The sequence below is a fragment of the Stenotrophomonas sp. AS012628 genome, from assembly GCF_010608305.1.
In the GTDB taxonomy this organism is placed as follows: Bacteria; Pseudomonadota; Gammaproteobacteria; order Xanthomonadales; family Xanthomonadaceae; genus Stenotrophomonas; species Stenotrophomonas geniculata.
The window spans coordinates 37,337-53,831 of record NZ_VMBJ01000002.1; the positions used below are offsets into that span (position 1 = coordinate 37,337).

Annotated in this window: 16 protein-coding genes; all 16 read left to right on the forward strand. The window is 65.2% G+C overall.

Features of this window, described 5'->3' with window-relative positions; translation table 11 throughout:
• The 16 genes from G5A07_RS01755 to G5A07_RS01830 all read left to right on the forward strand — a co-directional run bounded on the left by G5A07_RS01755 (position 1) and on the right by G5A07_RS01830 (position 16,493).
• On the forward strand, positions 1-1,671 hold the full coding sequence (locus tag G5A07_RS01755; RefSeq protein WP_049431057.1) for a terminase TerL endonuclease subunit: 1,671 nt from the start codon (positions 1-3) through the stop codon (positions 1,669-1,671).
• Positions 1,671-2,975 (forward strand): phage portal protein, encoded by a 1,305-nt coding sequence (locus G5A07_RS01760; RefSeq protein ID WP_191862501.1) that lies wholly within the window; start codon positions 1,671-1,673, stop codon positions 2,973-2,975. The genes G5A07_RS01755 and G5A07_RS01760 overlap by 1 nt, the downstream gene beginning before the upstream one ends.
• A gap of 1 nt (position 2,976) precedes the next feature.
• A complete protein-coding gene (locus tag G5A07_RS01765; RefSeq protein ID WP_262405794.1) occupies positions 2,977-3,702 on the forward strand; it encodes a head maturation protease, ClpP-related in 726 nt (241 codons plus the stop codon).
• Positions 3,703-3,770: 68 nt separating this feature from the next.
• The gene (locus G5A07_RS01770) at positions 3,771-5,015 is read left to right on the forward strand and encodes a phage major capsid protein (protein WP_191862504.1); all 1,245 of its coding nucleotides are present in this window, start codon (positions 3,771-3,773) and stop codon (positions 5,013-5,015) included.
• A 57-nt stretch (positions 5,016-5,072) separates the two neighbouring features.
• Complete coding sequence (locus G5A07_RS01775; RefSeq protein WP_154352251.1) at positions 5,073-5,477, forward strand: hypothetical protein; 405 nt, start codon at positions 5,073-5,075, stop codon at positions 5,475-5,477.
• A gap of 3 nt (positions 5,478-5,480) precedes the next feature.
• A complete protein-coding gene (locus G5A07_RS01780; protein WP_154352252.1) occupies positions 5,481-5,903 on the forward strand; it encodes a head-tail connector protein in 423 nt (140 codons plus the stop codon).
• The gene (locus G5A07_RS01785) at positions 5,900-6,232 is read left to right on the forward strand and encodes a phage head closure protein (RefSeq protein WP_191862506.1); all 333 of its coding nucleotides are present in this window, start codon (positions 5,900-5,902) and stop codon (positions 6,230-6,232) included. Before G5A07_RS01780 ends, G5A07_RS01785 begins: the two co-directional genes overlap by 4 nt.
• A gap of 4 nt (positions 6,233-6,236) precedes the next feature.
• The gene (locus G5A07_RS01790; protein WP_262405795.1) at positions 6,237-6,728 is read left to right on the forward strand and encodes an HK97-gp10 family putative phage morphogenesis protein; all 492 of its coding nucleotides are present in this window, start codon (positions 6,237-6,239) and stop codon (positions 6,726-6,728) included.
• Entirely contained in the window at positions 6,725-7,087 is a 363-nt protein-coding gene (locus G5A07_RS01795; protein ID WP_191862508.1) for a DUF3168 domain-containing protein, read from the forward strand. Before G5A07_RS01790 ends, G5A07_RS01795 begins: the two co-directional genes overlap by 4 nt.
• 78 nt (positions 7,088-7,165) lie before the next feature.
• Positions 7,166-7,645 (forward strand): hypothetical protein, encoded by a 480-nt coding sequence (locus tag G5A07_RS01800; protein ID WP_065179728.1) that lies wholly within the window; start codon positions 7,166-7,168, stop codon positions 7,643-7,645.
• Positions 7,646-7,769: 124 nt separating this feature from the next.
• On the forward strand, positions 7,770-8,144 hold the full coding sequence (locus tag G5A07_RS01805) for a hypothetical protein (protein WP_154352256.1): 375 nt from the start codon (positions 7,770-7,772) through the stop codon (positions 8,142-8,144).
• 77 nt (positions 8,145-8,221) lie between these two features.
• Positions 8,222-8,437, forward strand: coding sequence for a hypothetical protein (locus tag G5A07_RS01810; protein WP_012511474.1), 216 nt, complete (start codon positions 8,222-8,224; stop codon positions 8,435-8,437).
• A gap of 2 nt (positions 8,438-8,439) precedes the next feature.
• Positions 8,440-10,407, forward strand: a complete 1,968-nt coding sequence (locus tag G5A07_RS01815) for a hypothetical protein (protein ID WP_262405796.1) — start codon at positions 8,440-8,442, stop codon at positions 10,405-10,407.
• 223 nt (positions 10,408-10,630) lie between these two features.
• Positions 10,631-11,392, forward strand: coding sequence for a hypothetical protein (locus G5A07_RS01820; protein WP_262405797.1), 762 nt, complete (start codon positions 10,631-10,633; stop codon positions 11,390-11,392).
• A 74-nt stretch (positions 11,393-11,466) separates the two neighbouring features.
• A complete protein-coding gene (locus G5A07_RS01825; protein ID WP_191862512.1) occupies positions 11,467-11,817 on the forward strand; it encodes a hypothetical protein in 351 nt (116 codons plus the stop codon).
• An 89-nt stretch (positions 11,818-11,906) separates the two neighbouring features.
• Positions 11,907-16,493, forward strand: coding sequence for a tape measure protein (locus G5A07_RS01830; protein ID WP_191862514.1), 4,587 nt, complete (start codon positions 11,907-11,909; stop codon positions 16,491-16,493).
• Positions 16,494-16,495: the final 2 nt, after the last annotated feature.

Here is a 16,495-nt window from a genome sequence, read left to right on the forward strand (position 1 = left end):
ATGACGCCGAGCGAATCAGCCAAGGCATACGCCAAGGGCGTCACGTCAGGAAAGATCCCCGCCGGCGAGTTCATCCGTCTGGCGTGCCAGCGGTTCCTGGATGACCTGAAGCGCAAGGGGGCCGACTGGCCCTACAAGTACGACGCCGAGAAGGCGGACCGCGCGGTGCGGTTCATGGAGAAGATGCCGCACACGAAAGGAAAGTGGGCGGCGCAGAAGCGCCTGCTGGTGCTGGAGCCCTGGCAGCACTTCATCGAGTGCAATCTGTTCGGCTGGGTCCACAAGAAGACCGGGCATCGGCGCTTCCGCCGCGCATACGAGGAGATCCCGCGCAAGAACGGCAAGTCGTTGCGACTGGCTGCCCGTGGCCTGTACCTGTTCTGCGCTGACGGCGAGGCGGGCGCGGAGGTCTATTCGGGCGCTACCAGCGAGAAACAGGCGTACGAGGTGTTCCGCCCGGCCTGGCAGATGGTCCAGAAACTGCCGGCGCTGCGCGCCCGCTTCGGTATCGAACAGGCGGGAAACCCGAAGAACCCGGGGCCGCTGTTCGTCATGGAGGACATGTCCAAGTTCGAGACCATGATCGGCAAGCCCGGTGACGGTTCAAGCCCGCACGCGGCGCTGGTGGACGAGTACCACGAACATGACGATGACCACATGGTCGACGCCATGGAAACCGGCATGGGCGCGCGCGAGCAACCCCTGCTGTCGATCATCACCACGGCGGGCACGAACCTGTCCGGCCCATGCTTCGAGATGCGGGGCGATGCCATCCGCATCCTGCGCGGTGAGGTGACCGACGAGACGGTTTTCGCGGCTATCTACTGCATAGACGAGGGCGACCGCTGGGACGATCCGGCGAGCCTGCGCAAGGCCAACCCGAACTACGGCGTTTCCGTGTTCGAGCAGTTCCTGCTCGACCAGCTCGCCAAGGCAAAGCGGTCGGCCAGCAAGCAAAGCGCGTTCCGTACCAAGCACCTGAACGACTGGGTCGGCGCCAAGCTGGCATGGATGAACATGCTGGCCTGGCAGCGGCAGAAGCGACGGTTTGAGGTGTCCGATTTTGCGGGCTGTCCGTGCTGGGTCGGCGTCGATCTGGCATCCAAGCTGGACGTGGCTGCCGTGGTGCTGCTGTTCGAGAAGGGCGATAGCTACTACGTCATTCCCCGGTTCTACGTGCCGGAGTCGGCCGTGGAGGAAAACGAGAAGTACCAGCAGTTCCTGCTGGACGAGCTGATCGTGTCCACGCCCGGGAACATGACGGACTACGCGTTCATCGAAGAGGAGCTGAAAGAGCTTGCGGCACAGGGCGTCGACGTGCGGGACATTGCCTTTGACCCGGCGCAAGCGGCGTACCTGATGACGCGCCTTGAACAGGAAGGGCTGCCGACCGTGGAGATGGCGCAGTCGGTGCGCAATCTCTCCGAGCCCATGAAAGAAGTGGAGGCGCTCATCCTGTCGCGGCGCCTATGGCACGACGGCAACGCGGCCATGACCTGGATGATGGGCAACGTAGTGGCGCGCGTGGATGCCAAGGAACACGTCTATCCCCGCAAGGAAAAGATGGAAAGCAAGATCGACGGCGCGGTGGCGCTAATCATGGCCATGGGCCGCGCCATGCAGGCGCGGGACACCGGCACAACCCAACAAGGCTTCGTGGTGATCGACTGATGTTCGGACTATTCGAGAAGAACCGGCGGGCCGATGCCCGCGACCGTATCGAGCCGACGATCAGCAACCTGGTCGATGGCGAGGTGATCCAGTCCTCCAGCATGGGCATGTTCGAAGTGTTCGGGAACCCGACGACGGCCTCTGGCGCCGTGGTCAGCCCGGAATCGGCGATGCGGGTCTCGGCGGTGTTCGCTGCCGTTTCGCTGCTGGCCGGTGCGATCGCCCAGCTGCCGCTGCCCGTCTTCGAGCGGGTGGACGGGCACCGGACGCGAGCTGAGCACGATTACTGGTGGCTGCTGAATGAGCAGTTCTCTTCCGGTTGGTCGAGCGCCACGGGCTGGGAATTCACCGTCGGCCAGATGCTGCTGCGCGGTGACGGTGTGGTGTACGTGACGCGCAATCGCGCTGGCGTGGCGACCGGGCTGATTCCCTGGCCCCGCGACAGGGTGATGATCCTCAAGCAGGAGAAGGCCAGCCCACGGGAACCAACACGCCTGCAGTACGCGTTCCACGACGCGGACGGGTACTTCACCGTTGACCAGGACGATGTGCTCCATTTCCCAGGCTTCGGTTTCAATGGCGTTCACGGCATGTCGGTGATCCAGTGGGGCGCGCGGAACGGCATTGGCATCGCGATCCAGGGTGACGAGCACGCCGGCAAGTTCTTCAGTGAGGGTGGCAAGCCCGAAGTGGCCATCCGAACACCCAACAAGATGACCAAGGACCAGCAGGACGATTTCCGCGACGCCTGGGTCAAGAAGTACGGCGGGGTGCAGGGCAACCGTCGCATTCCGCTGGTTCTGACCGAAGGACTGGAGGTCCACGAGCTGACCATGTCGGCGGTCGACCAGCAGCTGCTGGAGTCCCGACAGTGGCAGGTCATCGACGTGGCCCGCGCCTTCGGGGTTCCACCCCACATGATCGGAGAGACCAGTAAGGCCACCAGCTGGGGTACTGGCATCGAGAGCATGGGTATCGGCTTCGTGAAGTACACGCTGGGTCCGCACCTGAAGCGGATCAAGGACGAGTTGAACCGCAAGCTGTTCCGCACGCCGCGCTACTTCGTTGAGCACAACGTGGACATGTTCATGGCCGGCGACTCCAAGACGCAGGCTGAGTACTTCAGCAAGGCACTGGGTGGTCCTGGCGCGAAGGGCTGGATGGTCGTGAACGAAGTCCGCCGCCTCAAGAATCTGCCTCCCATCGAGGGCGGCGACGAACTTTACCAACCGAAAGACCCCGCGCCACCGGCGAAGCCGGACAGCGACGACCCTGAAAGGAACCCTGAAGATGCCGATTCCTAAGTTGCTGCAGCTGGCCAAGAACAACGCCGGCCAGTCCAAGCCCATCCGGGCGGAGACCGAAGGCAAGGAGGCCACGATCTACCTGCACGGCGTCATCGGCGGGTGGTGGGGCGACATTGACGAGACGATGTTTGCCCAGGCCCTGGCCGGCATCGACGCGGACGTGATCCATCTGCGCATCGACTCGCCGGGCGGTGACGTGTTTGCTGCCCGATCGATGATGACTGCCATCGCCCAGCACAAGGCCATCGTCGTCGCGCACATCGATGGCTTGGCTGCCTCGGCTATGACCGGGGTCTGCATGGCGTGCGACAAGGTCGAGATCAGCCAAGGTGGCGCGTTCATGATCCACAACGCATGGACCATCACGGTCGGCAACAAGGCAGACATGACCAAGACGGGCGAGCTGCTGGCCAAGATCGATGCCGGCCTGGCCGGCGACTACGCCCGCCGTACTGGGAAGGACCAGGCGCAGATCGTCCAGTGGATGGACGAAGAGACCTGGTTCACGGCCGACGAAGCCAAGGAGCACGGCTTCGCCGACGAGGTGGTGGAGATCGTGGGCAAGAAGAAGGCATCCAACACCTGGGACCTGTCTGCCTACGACAACGCGCCTGCCGCGCTGGCCAACCGTACCCCCGAACCCGACGACGGCGCCGCAGCCGCCGCGGCCCATCAAGCCAACCTGTCGCGCCGTCTGGCGCTGCTGGAACGCCCCGCTGCGTAAGCGACTCCCGCCCGCAGTTCATCCCGGCCGCCGAAAGGCGGTTTTTTTTCGACAAAAGGAAATAGCCCATGCCCTTCAACATTCAGGCCGAGCGGGAGCGCCGCACCGCGCTGGCAAAGGAAACCCGCAATCTGCTGGATACCAGCACCGGCGACGGCAACAAGTGGACGCCGGAGAACCAGGCCAAGTACGACAACAACATTGCCGAGATCGAGCGCATCGATGCGGCGATCGAGCGTCATCAGAAGGTCATGGACCTGACGACCGAAGAAGCGCTGCGCGAACAGGGGATGCGCGAGCACACCACTGCCAACCGTGGCGGCCAGGAACCGTCCAACGAGATGCGCCTGTTCGACCGCTGGGCGCGCGGCGGCGACAGCGCCCTCAGCGCGGAGGACTGGAAGCAGGTCAACGCGGCCATGTCGGGCAACCCGGCCGTCAATCCGGAACAGGGTGGCTACACCGTTCCGACCACGCTGGCCCAGCAGATCCTGGACGCCCTGAAGGCGTTCGGCGGCATGCGTCAGGTGGCCGATGTGTTCAGCACCGCCGGCGGTGAGCCGATGCAGTACCCGACCAGCGATGGCACCTCCGAAGAGGGCGAGCTTGTCGCCGAGAATCAGTCCGCTACCGATCAGGACGTGGCCTTCGGCACCAAGGGCCTGCAGGTGTACAAGTACAGCTCCAAGGTGGTGACCGTGCCGTGGGAGCTGCTGCAGGACAGCACCGCCGATATCGCCGGCTTCATCGAGAAGCGCCTGCAGACCCGTCTCGGCCGCATCACCAATCGCAACTACACCGTCGGCACCGGTGTGGGCCAGCCGATGGGCGCCTTCACCGCCGCGGCTGTGGGCAAGATCGGCGCCGTCTCGGCGCTGCCGATCATCACCTACGACGACCTGGTCGATCTGGAACACAGCGTCGATCCGGCATATCGCCAGCTGGCCAAGTGGATGTTCCACGACGACATGCTGAGGCTGATCCGCAAGGTGAAGGACGACCAGGGCCGGCCGATCTTCGTGCCGGGCTACGAGCAGGGCAATCCGGGCGGTGCGCCGGATCGTCTGCTGAACCGCGATATCCAGATCAACCAGCACGCTCCGGCTCCGGCCGCGGGCGCCACCTCGATCGCGTTCGGCGACTTCAGCTACTACAAGATCCGCGACGTGATGGCCGTGACCTTGTTCCGCTTCAACGACTCGGCCTACGTGAAGAAGGGCCAGGTGGGCTTCATGGCCTGGATGCGCTCGGGCGGCAACCTGGTCGACGTGGGTGGCGCGGTGAAGACCTTCAAGCACGGCGCCGCGGCATAACCGCCTCGGCCCACGAACGGAGGGACGCCCCAGTACGGGCGTCCCTCGGAGACGATCATGGCAAAGCATAAGAACACCCCAGCGCCGGCAGCCGGTAGCGCGCTCGATGCGTCGGGAGCGTCCGCTGCCGTGGCCGACGCAGCTACCGGCCAGGGCGAACAACCGAACGCCGAAAGCCCCGAGGCTGACGCGGTAGCCGCTGTCGGCGAGCCGGAGGCGGATGAGGGCGGAAACAGTCCGGCGCCCGAGACCGTGGACACGGACGACGACGCGCTGCCACCGGATGAAGAACTGGCTCCCTCGAACAGTGAAACCGTGCCGGCGCTGGTGCTCAGCGACAACCATCTGGGCAAGGTCGGCGATGTGATCCAGGTTGAAGCGGCTCACGTTGAGGCGTTGCGCCTTGGCGGGCTGATCGACCCCCACCCCAACGCCCTCAAGTCGGCCACGCCGGAGGAATGACCCATGCTGCGCACGTTGACCCCGGCGGCAGAGGAACCCGTGTCGCTGAGCGAGGCGAAGGCGCACCTGGTAGTCATCCACGATGCTGACGACGTGCTGATCGGCGCCTTCATCACGGCCGCGCGTGAGTCGGTGGAGCGAACGACGGGCTGTGCGTTGGCAGCAGCGACCTATGAGTGGACCCCTGTCGGCAAGGGCCGTTCTCCGCTGCCGATCGAGCCTGCCACGCTCGACAGTGAACCAGGCGCCTATCCGGTGAAGTTCACGACGACACCTGGCCCGCTTCCGGGGCCGCTGCGGGCGGCCGTGTTGCTGTTGCTGGGTGACCTGTACGGCAACCGGGAGGCGGTGGTCGCAGGCACGCAGCTGGCTGAGAACCCGACGCTGGACCGGCTGATGTTCCCCTACCGACGGGTGCTGCCATGAGACGGGCGGGGAAATACCGGCATCGCATCGAGCTGCAGGACTACGGCCCGGTGCGTGATCCGCTCGGCGGGGACGTAAAGCAATGGCGTAGATGGCGGGCTGACGTGCCGGCAGAGGTGGTGCCGCTCTCGGGTCGGGAGTTCACTGCGGCCTCGGCCGAACATGGAGAGGTGACTGCACGCATCGAGATCCCTTACTTGTCCGGGGTAGTTCCGACCATGCGCGTGGCGTTCGACGGGCAGGTGTACTCGATTCGTGCGGTGCTGCCGGATGCGACAGCACGGGGGCATATCACGCTGATGGTCGACGCCGGGGTGTCCGATGGCTGAGCAAGTGAAGATCGACGGCCTGGACGGCCTCCTGCGTTCACTGCGGGAGGCACCCAAGGCGATTCAGGGGCGAGCCGTGCAAGCCGGTATGCGCAGGGGGGGCAACGTCATCCGTGACGATGCCCGCCGCCGGGCTCCGAAAGCTTCGGGGTTCATGGCCTCGCAGATCGTCACGCGCCGGGCCAACGCAAAGAGCCGACAGCGCGCAGGTGTAGGCCAAGGCGGCGAGTACTTCACTGTAGGCGTCAAGAGCGGCCGTCGGCGCAAGTACGCCAACACCAAGCGTAATCAACGGCGTGGGCGGACCGGTAAGACCTATGTTGATCGCGGATGGGCGTACTACTGGCGGTTCCTGGAGTTCGGCACCAAGAAGATGCGGGCCTCGCCATTCCTCACACCCGCCGGTGAGGCCAAGGGCCCAGAAGCGGCTCAGGTGGTCATTGATGAGACCTGGGCGGCGCTCGACAAGCAGCTGAAGAAGGATGGCTGGCGATGATGGTTCCCCTGATCCAGTCCCTGCTGCAGGGTGATGCAGCGGTTCGGCAAGTGTTGGGCGACCCGATCCGGTTGTGGCCGGGAACCGCGCCACAGGAGGCAGCACTTCCCTACGCGACGTGGGAGGTGGTCGGCGGTTCGCCCACTGCGATGCTGTCTGAAGCGCCGCCGGCCGACGGGTGGCGAGTCCGATTGACCGTGTGGGGCAAGGCCATGACTCAGGCCAACGGCGCGGCCGTCGCCATCCGTGACGCGATCGAGCGTGTGGGCAGCATCGAGTCCTACAACCCAACGCCGGACAGTGATGGCACGGACGCCTTCGGCATCTCGTTCGACGCCAGGCTCCTGCAGTTGCGCTGATCCGCACAACGGCAACCCACCGGCCCCGCAAGGGGCCTTTTTCATGCCCGGCGACGGGCGCAACACAAGGAACCCCCTATGGGACAGGTAATCAAGTCGAAGCACTCCCAGCTGTTCGTCGCCACCGGTGCGGCCGAGGTCACCAAGGTGACCCGTCTGCGCTCGGTCGGCTTCCCCGATGGCCAGGCGTCGGAGATCGATATCTCCGACTACGACGATGACTGGGATCAGTTCGTGGCCGGCCGCAAGCAGACCGGCAGTACCAGCATCGAGATCATCTACGACAGCGAAGATCACGAGAAGCTGGAAGATCTCCACAAGACCGGCGCAGTCGTGAACTGGCTGGTGACCGCGCCGAAGTCGGAAACCGAAGGAGCGGCGAAGCCGGCGGCAGTCGCCGGGAAGATCACCCCGCCCACTGACGTGCTGTCCAAGCAGTTCGACGGCTTCGTGCAGAACTTCGCGGTGACCAGCCAGGACAACGACGTCTGGAAGGCCACGATCACCATCCGCGGCTCCGGCGCAGTCACTACCCACCGGCCTTCGGTGGGCGGCTGACCATCACAACGGCGCTCTTTCTCGGCCCGCTTCGGCGGGCCTTCTCTTTGGCAGGGCGCGCGGATCCTCCGCGTGTTAGCCGTGCGCGGCCCGCGCGCCCTGTCGCCATTCAAGGAAACGGCCAATGAGCAAGACCAACGACACCCCCGAAACCCAGCCGCAGCAGCCCGTCAGCCTCCTGCAGTCGTTCACCAGCCTGGGCATGTTCGCGTCCAAGGACGTGCACTCTGACACTATCACCCTGCCCAACGGCGCGAAGGCACAGTTCTACGTGCGCGAGCTGCCGGACGTGGAGTTCCGCAAGCTGTGGGATGAGGGCGACCGCGCGAAGCTGATCGCGGCTACCATTTGCGACGAAGATGGCAAGCCTGTGATGAACGCAAGTCAGGCCGCCCAGCTGAAGCCACTCGTGGCCGCTGAGCTGCAGCGCGTGGCCATGAAGCACTCCGGCTTTGGCGCCGAGGCCGCCCAGGCGCAGGCCGACGCGGGAAACGGCTAAGGCAGCGTGGCGAGGACTGGTTCTGGAAGGTCCTCGCCGGTCACCTGCACCGGACGGTGTCGGACTTGCGGGCCACCATGTCGCGCCGCGAGTTCTTGGAATGGTGGGAGTTCCACAAGCGGAACCCCATCGACCCCGTGAGCCTGCACATCAAGCCCGCTGCCTTCGCCGCGTACATCACCGCCTCGCACAGCCAGGGCGGGACAAAGCGCTCCTTTCAGCACTACCTCGACGCTCTCGTGCCACGGTCCGATGAGGACGAGGCGCAGGACTGGTTCGACGGACTGGGATGACCATGACCGACACATTCGGGCGGTTCGCCGCTACACCCATTGGCCCGGTACTCGCTGCGCGAGACGGCGGGCTTACCCTGGCCACCACCGGTGCCACCACGTTGGCCAGCCACGCGCGCTCCGACTTCGGCCTTGACGCCGGGACGGTGGGCGTGGAGTTTGCGGTGTGGGGCGATGACGCCGTTGCAGCCCTCGTAGGCTTCGCCACTGGACCGGCAGCGCTGAACAAGGCGCTGGGGGCGGACCTCGCCAGTATCGGCTGGGACCTCGCCGCCGGGCGCCTGCTGCAGGCGGGCGGTGCGATCGCCACTGGCCTGCCGGCGGCTACCCATGGCGACATTGTCGGGCTGCAGGTGCTCTTCGGGGCACCGCGCCAGATCCGGCTCTACCTCAACGGCGCGCAGATCCTGGTGCGCGAGCTGCAGCTGTCCGGGCCGTTGTTCTTCGCCGCGTCGCTTGCCGCCACCAAGGCCGGTGGGCTGTGCCTTGCGGTCAACGCAGGGCAGTGGGGACCGCGAAGTGAAGCGGCTGCAGCTGGGTGGCGCCTCCCCACCGCCAACGTCAGTCCCACGCGCCTGGCGGACGTTGACTGGCTGTCAGCTCCTGGCGACAGCCCGGCGAACGTTCGCTACGAGGGATTGGTGGCCGAGGGCGTCAACCTGATCCAGGAGCTGGCGTTCTGGCCGTGGGGCGGTGATCCAGTGTCCCAGGCAGCGGCCGCCGAGTGCGTTGTGGTCGATGCGGATGGCCTGCTGGACGGAATGGCAGGCACTGGCGTCTCTGGCAGTTCGGTGCAGATCCTGCTGGCACCCGAGAACGGGATGCGGGCCGACGCGGTCCCGGCCTTCCGTTGCGCGATCGAGCAGATCGAGATCAACGACGACGGCACCAAGACGCTGCACCTGCGCGATGCGCACGACTACCTGGACGAGACCATCAACCGGGGCGTATTTCTGCCCAATGTCGCGTCACTGGCATGGAAGCCTCAGCCGGTGGTGATTGGCGCGGTGGCCAGCATTCCGGCCATGGGCGCCAACTCAGACGCAACATCGATGTTCGTCGCTGACAGCCGGGTCTACGTCAATGCGGTTATGGACCGCGGCGACCTGATGGAGATCAACACCTACAACGAGGCCCCGGACGGGCAACAGCTGCTGCTGAAGTCGCCACCGGTGACGCCGGTGGTGGTTGACGCCTCCAGCATCGGCGCGGGCATGATGCCGGCGCGGTTGGAGCAGGCGGTGGGTGATGTGATGGCTCGGTTGGGGCGGGCGGCGTGGTCGGCCACCGACTGCGCGGTGATCGACCAAGCCACCGGCTACATGGGTATCGGCTACTACGCGGGCACCGCCATTACCGGCCGAGCCGCGCTGAATGCCCTCCTACCCAGCTACGGCGCCGGCTGCTATCAGGATCCATCCGGAGTGCTGCGCTTCGCCCGCGTGACCGCGCCCGAGGCCCATACCGGCGCGCTCGCCTTCGACCTGTCTGAGGATGATCTGGCGGCTGATCTGGTCATGGTGCCCGATGATGCTCCGAACCTGACTCGACGCATGGCCTACCGACCCAACGGCCAGGCGCTGGGCGCGTCAGACCTGGTCACCGACGTTGTCGACGTGCCGCAGTCCCGGCGCGACGAACTGACCGGCCTTTACCGGGGGCAGGTGTATGGTGCTGGTCCGCTGCACGCCCACTACCAGCGGGCAGAGGCGGCTGACCCAGTCATCTCGCTGTTCTGGCACGCGGCCGACGCGCAGCAGGAGATCGATCGCGTCCTGGGCATGTACCAGGTGCAGCGCCACTTCTACCAGCTCGCGGTCCGTGGTGATCAGGATCTGGCGCCGCTGCCCGGGCAGATCGGTCGGCTTACCTACGGTCGATACGGCCTCGAGGACGGCAAGCCGGTGCTGGTGCGCCGTGTAGAGCGCAACCCTGCCACGGGGGACGTGGTGCTGACGGTGTGGGGCTAGATATGCAGGACGTTCGCCAATTCGACGTAGTGGTCGCGAGATTCCAGCCACGCCGCCAAGACGACCTGGTGCCTGGGGCCTCGGACCTCATCGGTCAGGAGGCCAAGTGGAAAGCGTGCTGGTTGATCGAGGAGGGGGAGTATGCCGGCGAGTGGGCGATGACGATGCTTCCCGAGAACGGGAAGCTCAGCCCGTTTGCATGGGTGCCGTCGGGAGATCTTGAATGTTGATCGGATATGGCATGCCGTCTGTCACCACGGTGACCCTCACCGGCGGCACGTGGCTCAGTGCGGACCAAGGCTCGGCGCTCTTCGATGGGAAGCCGGCCCGCGCGTCGCGGATCAGGCGAACCGGCTCGCTGGCGATCACCATCACCCTGGCCGACGCTGTGGTCCCCGGGATCATCGCGATTCTCGGCCTGAATATTCCACCCGGCGTGCAGGTCAGTGCCGCCGGAGCCATCGGGACCACCGTGCGTCTGCCTGACGGCAGCGTCTGCGCCTGGCTGTTCCCGCAGGCCAGCGCCCTGGTCTCGGTGGTGTCCGTGGAGATCGCCACCACCGCGACCAACGTGGACGTGGGCGAGATTGCGATCTTCCGGGAGGTGGACGTTGGTATCAAGGACGGCTGGGCCGTAGCAACTATTGACGCCAGTGTCCATGCCCGGACCAAGGGCGGCCAGGTCAATACTGTGCCCGGGCCGCTGTACCGCAGGCTGACCTGCACGCTGTCCGGCCGGTCCACGCCGGTTGTGCGCGGTAACGGCCTCGGCGGGATGGACTGGGAGATGATCGGGGCCGCACTGGCGGGCCGACGGCGCACCTGTGTCGTGCCCCAGTACCGGGATATGGTGACGAAGGCGTTCGATTCAGCTTTGGCGGCGCGGTCCGCCCTCTACGGCTTCCCGACCCAGCTTCCCAGTGCCGAGAACATCAGTCGACAGTACTTCTCGGGGTACATGGAATTTGAAGAGGTCCCGGCATAGCTGTTTGTTGAGGCCCGAGGAGAGTGCGAGAATCAGCGGCGAAGACTGATGCGAGGACCTCCATGAGAAATCCAATGTCTCTGACAGCGGCTGCCGTCGTGCTGGCCTCAGGGATGCTCCTCGCCTCCTGCGGCGGGACCTCGCCAGAGCAGCGCGCCTTCCGTGAGGCGAGCAAGAATTGCCAGCAGTGGGTCAAGGAGTCTGCCAAGAACCCCTCCTCGGCCAAGATCCCGCAACCGGCTTCGGTCCGCCAAGCCAGCGGTCAGATCATCGTCCAGTGGGGGCACGGTGATGGGCTGACGCTGATGAACGGTTTCGGCGCAAACGTCGACGCCACCGCGAGGTGCACCATGTCGTTGGATGGCCACTTCCTGAAGGAGCTGGTGATCAACGACGAAGTGATTCGAAGATCGTCCTCCAACTGAGCGATCGTCAATAGAGGCCGCCCAATGGGGCGGCTTTTTTTATACCCATCTCGGCCCGCCATGTGCGGGCTTTTTTTGTGGATGACGGCATGAGCCTTTACACCCTTACCGTAGACCTGTTGCTGAAATCGGGTTCTTTCGAGCGAGACAGCGGGAAGGCAGCGCGTGTAGTAAAGCGCGACATGGAGACAATCCAGTCATCGATGTCGGATGCTTCGCGTCGTGGCGCGGATGAGGTATCTGCTGGATTCCGCCGGGTGGCCTTCGAAGCCGTGGGGATGACCTCGGCCCTGGCCGCGGTCAAAGCTGTGATAGGGAAGGCCGATGAATGGACCAACCTGAACAACCGGCTTCGTCTCGTTACCAAGGACCAAGCTGCATTCGTCGCAGCCCAGCAAGACGTCGTGCAGATCGCCAAGGCTACTAGGCAGCCGCTCGGTGCGACTGCCGAGCTATATCAGCGCATCGCTATGAATCAGGACGCGCTGGGTCTTTCAGGTGCGGGACTTGCGCGAGTCGTCGAAACCATCAGCAAAACGATGGTGATCAGTGGCAGCAGCGCGGCGGCCGCTGAGGGCGCATTGATTCAGTTGGGGCAGGCGTTCGCCTCTGGCGCATTGCGAGGTGAGGAACTGAACTCAGTTCTGGAAGGCGCTCCTGCGCTGGCACAAGAGATCGCCAAGGGCCTGAACGTCCCAATGGGCAAGCTGCGCGAGCTTGGGCAAGCCGGCAAGTTGAGTGCTGACCAGGTCATCAATGCCCTCCAGCGCCAGGCCGGTGCGGTTGACGAGGCGTTCGGAAAGATGGACGCGACCGTTGGCCAGTCACTGACCCTGCTCAACACCAACCTTTCGGAGATGATAGGACGCGCGGATGATGCGACTGGCGCCTCCCAGGCCCTTGCTGCGGGGATTGGCCTTCTGGGCAGCAACCTTCAGACTGTGGCCGTTGCCAGCGCCGCGGTTGCCTCCGGCCCACTGCTGAAGGCGCTACTGGCGCGTGTCGCTGCAGCTAACGCAGGGGTGGCAGCGGATCGGGCCGCAGCCGCGCAGAACGTCGCCGCGGCACAGCAGCTTGAACTGCGGACCCGCGCAGCAATGCTTGATGCTCAGGCGGAGGTGCGCCGCGCGGCTACGATCGGCGGAAGCGTATCTGTCAGTTCCAAAGCCGCTGCTGCTACCCTTGAGCATCGGCAGGCCGTCCTCCTGCTTGCCCAAGCACAAGGACAGGCAGCTGCAGCGAATGCGGGATGGGTTGCGCGCGCGGGTGCATCGACGCTCGCGATGCTTGGAGGCCCGGCCGGCATCGTCACGATGCTGGCCACGGCCGCAGCCGGGTGGCTGATCTTCCGCGACAACACCAACACTGCGTCAGCCGCACTGATTGACTTTGGTGGCGCCGCCGACACTGCCATCGAGAAGTTCCGCGAACTCAATCGCCAGCAGCAGGCCGGTGAGATTCTGCGCCTGCAGAAGGAGATCGATGCGAACTATCGAACCATCACGGGTTCCATTACCGAGATGGTTGCGGCAGCCACGAACTTCTCCACCGCCGGCCAGGCGTCTGCGTTCATTCAAGAGACGGAACGACTGGACGCGGCATTCAAAGCCGGTCGCATCAGCGCGGATGACTTTGCGAGCGGACTGGATGCAGCTTGGAAGGCGATGATCGACGGCTCGCCAGCCGCCGCCGCTGTGGCCAAGAGCCTCACGGAAGAGACCGCCGCCGCCGCGACTGCCGGTAGGGAGGTCGATCGCAAGCGGGCAATCTTGGATGCGTTCACTGGCAGCAGCACTCAGGCGAAGGGCGCCACCGACGCGCTGTCGGGGTCCTTCAATGCACTGGGAGACTCGGCCGGCGCTGCTGGGAAGCGGATTGCCTCGGCTATGCAGTCGTTGCCTGGCCAGCTAGCGCGCGTCGGCAAGAGCGCGGCTGAGGTGGCGAAGCTGGACGTGGGCGATTGGTTCAAGGAGGCGCAGGCTAGCGGCGTCGACTTCTCCAAGCGCGACGACCCTAAGGTCAAGCAGTACCTTGAACAGGGCGCCCAGTACATCCGGCTGCAGACCGAGCTGGCCGCGGCCCAGAAGAACTTCACCGAATCGCGAAAGGCTTCGTCGGCCGCAGAGCGTGCAGGTGCGAAGGATCGCAAGGCTGACGCGGAGGCAATCAAGCGCTACGGCGAGCAGGCGGCGATGGCGGCCGCGACCATGGCTGGCCCGCTGGCCGAGGCCACGGAGCGCCAGAAGCAGCTCGAGGACAAGCTGAAGGAAGCGCTCAAGGAAGGGCGTATCGAGCGCGCCGCGTACAACACGCTTGTGCTGGAGTCGCAGAAGGCGTTGGAGCAGTCCAGCGCCGAGATCAAGAAGGCCCTGGCCAGTCCGGAATCGCTGCTGGCGACCATGGACGCCGAGGTGGCCATGCTCGGCAAGGTCGGACGTGCGCGGGAACTGTCGCGCCGGCAGATGATGAACGAGCGCGACATGCGGCAGGAGCTGCAGAGGGCTGTTGAGGCGGCGGGCAGCAAGGAGGAGCTGGCCCGGAGGAAAGGCGTTGCCTCTTACGAGGCGTATGAGCAATCCATGCTTGCTGCGGCCCGTGCCTCGGCTGATCTGTCGCTACGGGTCGAGGAAGCCGCAGCGAACGTAGAGGCATGGGCCAGCGTGCTCGTGTACGGCGTTGGCGATGCCGCCGATGCCATGGCCGACTTTGTCGCAGGTGGCATGCGCGACTTCGACAACCTGTGGGACGACCTGAAGGACGCAGCCAAGCGGGGCCTGCGCGATCTCGCCCGCGAGTTCCTGCAGCAAAAGCTGGTGATCCCGATCCAGACGCAGATCCTCAACGGGATGAACGGTCAGGGTGGTGGTCTGAACCTGCAGAGCCTGATGGGCCTGTTCGGCGGCAACGGCTCGGCGGCTGGCGGGCAGAACCTGAGCACGGTTGCCGGCCTGCTCTCCAAGGGGCAGGGCCTGTTCGGCTTCGGGCGTTCGGCCGGGGCTGCAGCGGGCACCCTGACGGGCTTCGGCGACGTGACCAGCATGGCCGGAATGACCGGTTCCAGCTTCTCGGGGCTGATCGGCGGCGGGAGCGCCGGCGCTGGTGCGGGTGCAGGCGCTGGTGCGGCCAGCTCGGCAGCGGCGGCGGTGCCGATCATTGGCTGGATCGTCGCCGGCATGATGAAGAACGCCCAGCTTTTCGACCAGGGCTGGAACATCGCCAACGGTGAGAGCTGGGCCGGCAAGATCGCCACCGCCGGTGCTGTGGGCTTGGCCGACAAGGGCTTCCGCGCCCTGGGTTTCAACGACAAGGTCGCGTCGATCCTGTCCGGCTCCAGCATCCACGCCAAGCTGTTCGGTCGGCAGGCGCCCAAGGTCACCGGGCAGGGCATCACCGGCAGCTATGGCTTCGGTGGGTTCGACGGCCAGAGCTATGCGGACATCAAGGCCAAGGGCGGCCTGTTCCGCAGCGACAAGAAGTGGACGCAGTTCGGCGCGCTGGATCCTGGCATCGATCGCACGTTCGATATGGCCGCGCGCCAGGTGCGTGGTGCTGCAACCGACCTCGCAAAGCAGCTGGGTGTGGACCTGACCCAGAAGCTCGGCAGCGTGAAGGTTGACCTGGGCAAGCTCCAGTTGTCGGCCGACTCCACCGAGGCCAAGGCGCAGCTGGAGGCTTACCTCAGCGACATGACCAATCGGTTGTATACCGAGGCAGTCAAGGCGGCGGGGTTCGGTGGCCAACTCGATGGCTACTTCGAGTCGGCCGATGTGTTCACCGCGCTCAGTGCGTCGATCGCGCTGGCCGTGGGCAATGCCGACGAACTGGGGCGAGCCCTCAACGGGCTGGAGGTCGACAAGGTCAACAAGGCGGTCGACTACTTCCAGGACCTGGCCGGCGTCGCCGGCACGGACTTGGCTACCCAGGTGCAGAAGGTGACCGGGCTGCTTGGCAACTACGCCAGCCTCATGGCCGACGTGAGCACCCAGCTGATGACGGCCAACCTGACGCAGTACCAGTCGCAAGCGCTGTCGATCGAGCGCACGTATCGCCAGCAGGTGAAGTCGGCCAACGACTACGCCAAGGCGCTCGGTTTGTCCGGCGCTCGGTCGGAGGACCTGGCCAAGATCGAGGCGCTTCGTGCCACCAACATGGGCAAGCTGCAGGCGCAGATCGACAAGGACAAGAAGGCCATGCAGTACGGCCTGTCGATCAGTGATCTTTCGCCGCTGACGGACCAGGAGAAGCTGGGCGAGGCGATGAAGGAGCTGGAGCGTGCGGTGTCCGGCGGCGACACCAGTGCCGCGCAGGCGGCCGCTCAGGCCGCGCTGGGCTTTGGTCGGAACCTGTACGCCAGTGGGCAGGACTACAACAGCCTGTATGGCCGGGTCACCGGCCTCATCGATGGCATGAAGGTCGGAGATCTCAATCAGCCGGATGGCACCAGCATGGGTGCGCTGGCCGACGCCATCGAGGCGCTGCCGGACAACTTCAGCCGGGCCGTGTTCGACCTGGTCGTGAACAACGACGCTCAGACGCAAACCACCGCCGCCGTACAGCAGAGCAACGCTCTGCTCGCCGAGCAGAACCAGCTGCTCCGCCAGCTCGTGTCTACCACTACCCAGGGCGTACGCAACGCCAGCAGTTCAGCGCTGCGCGAAGCACTCAACGCGAGGTAATC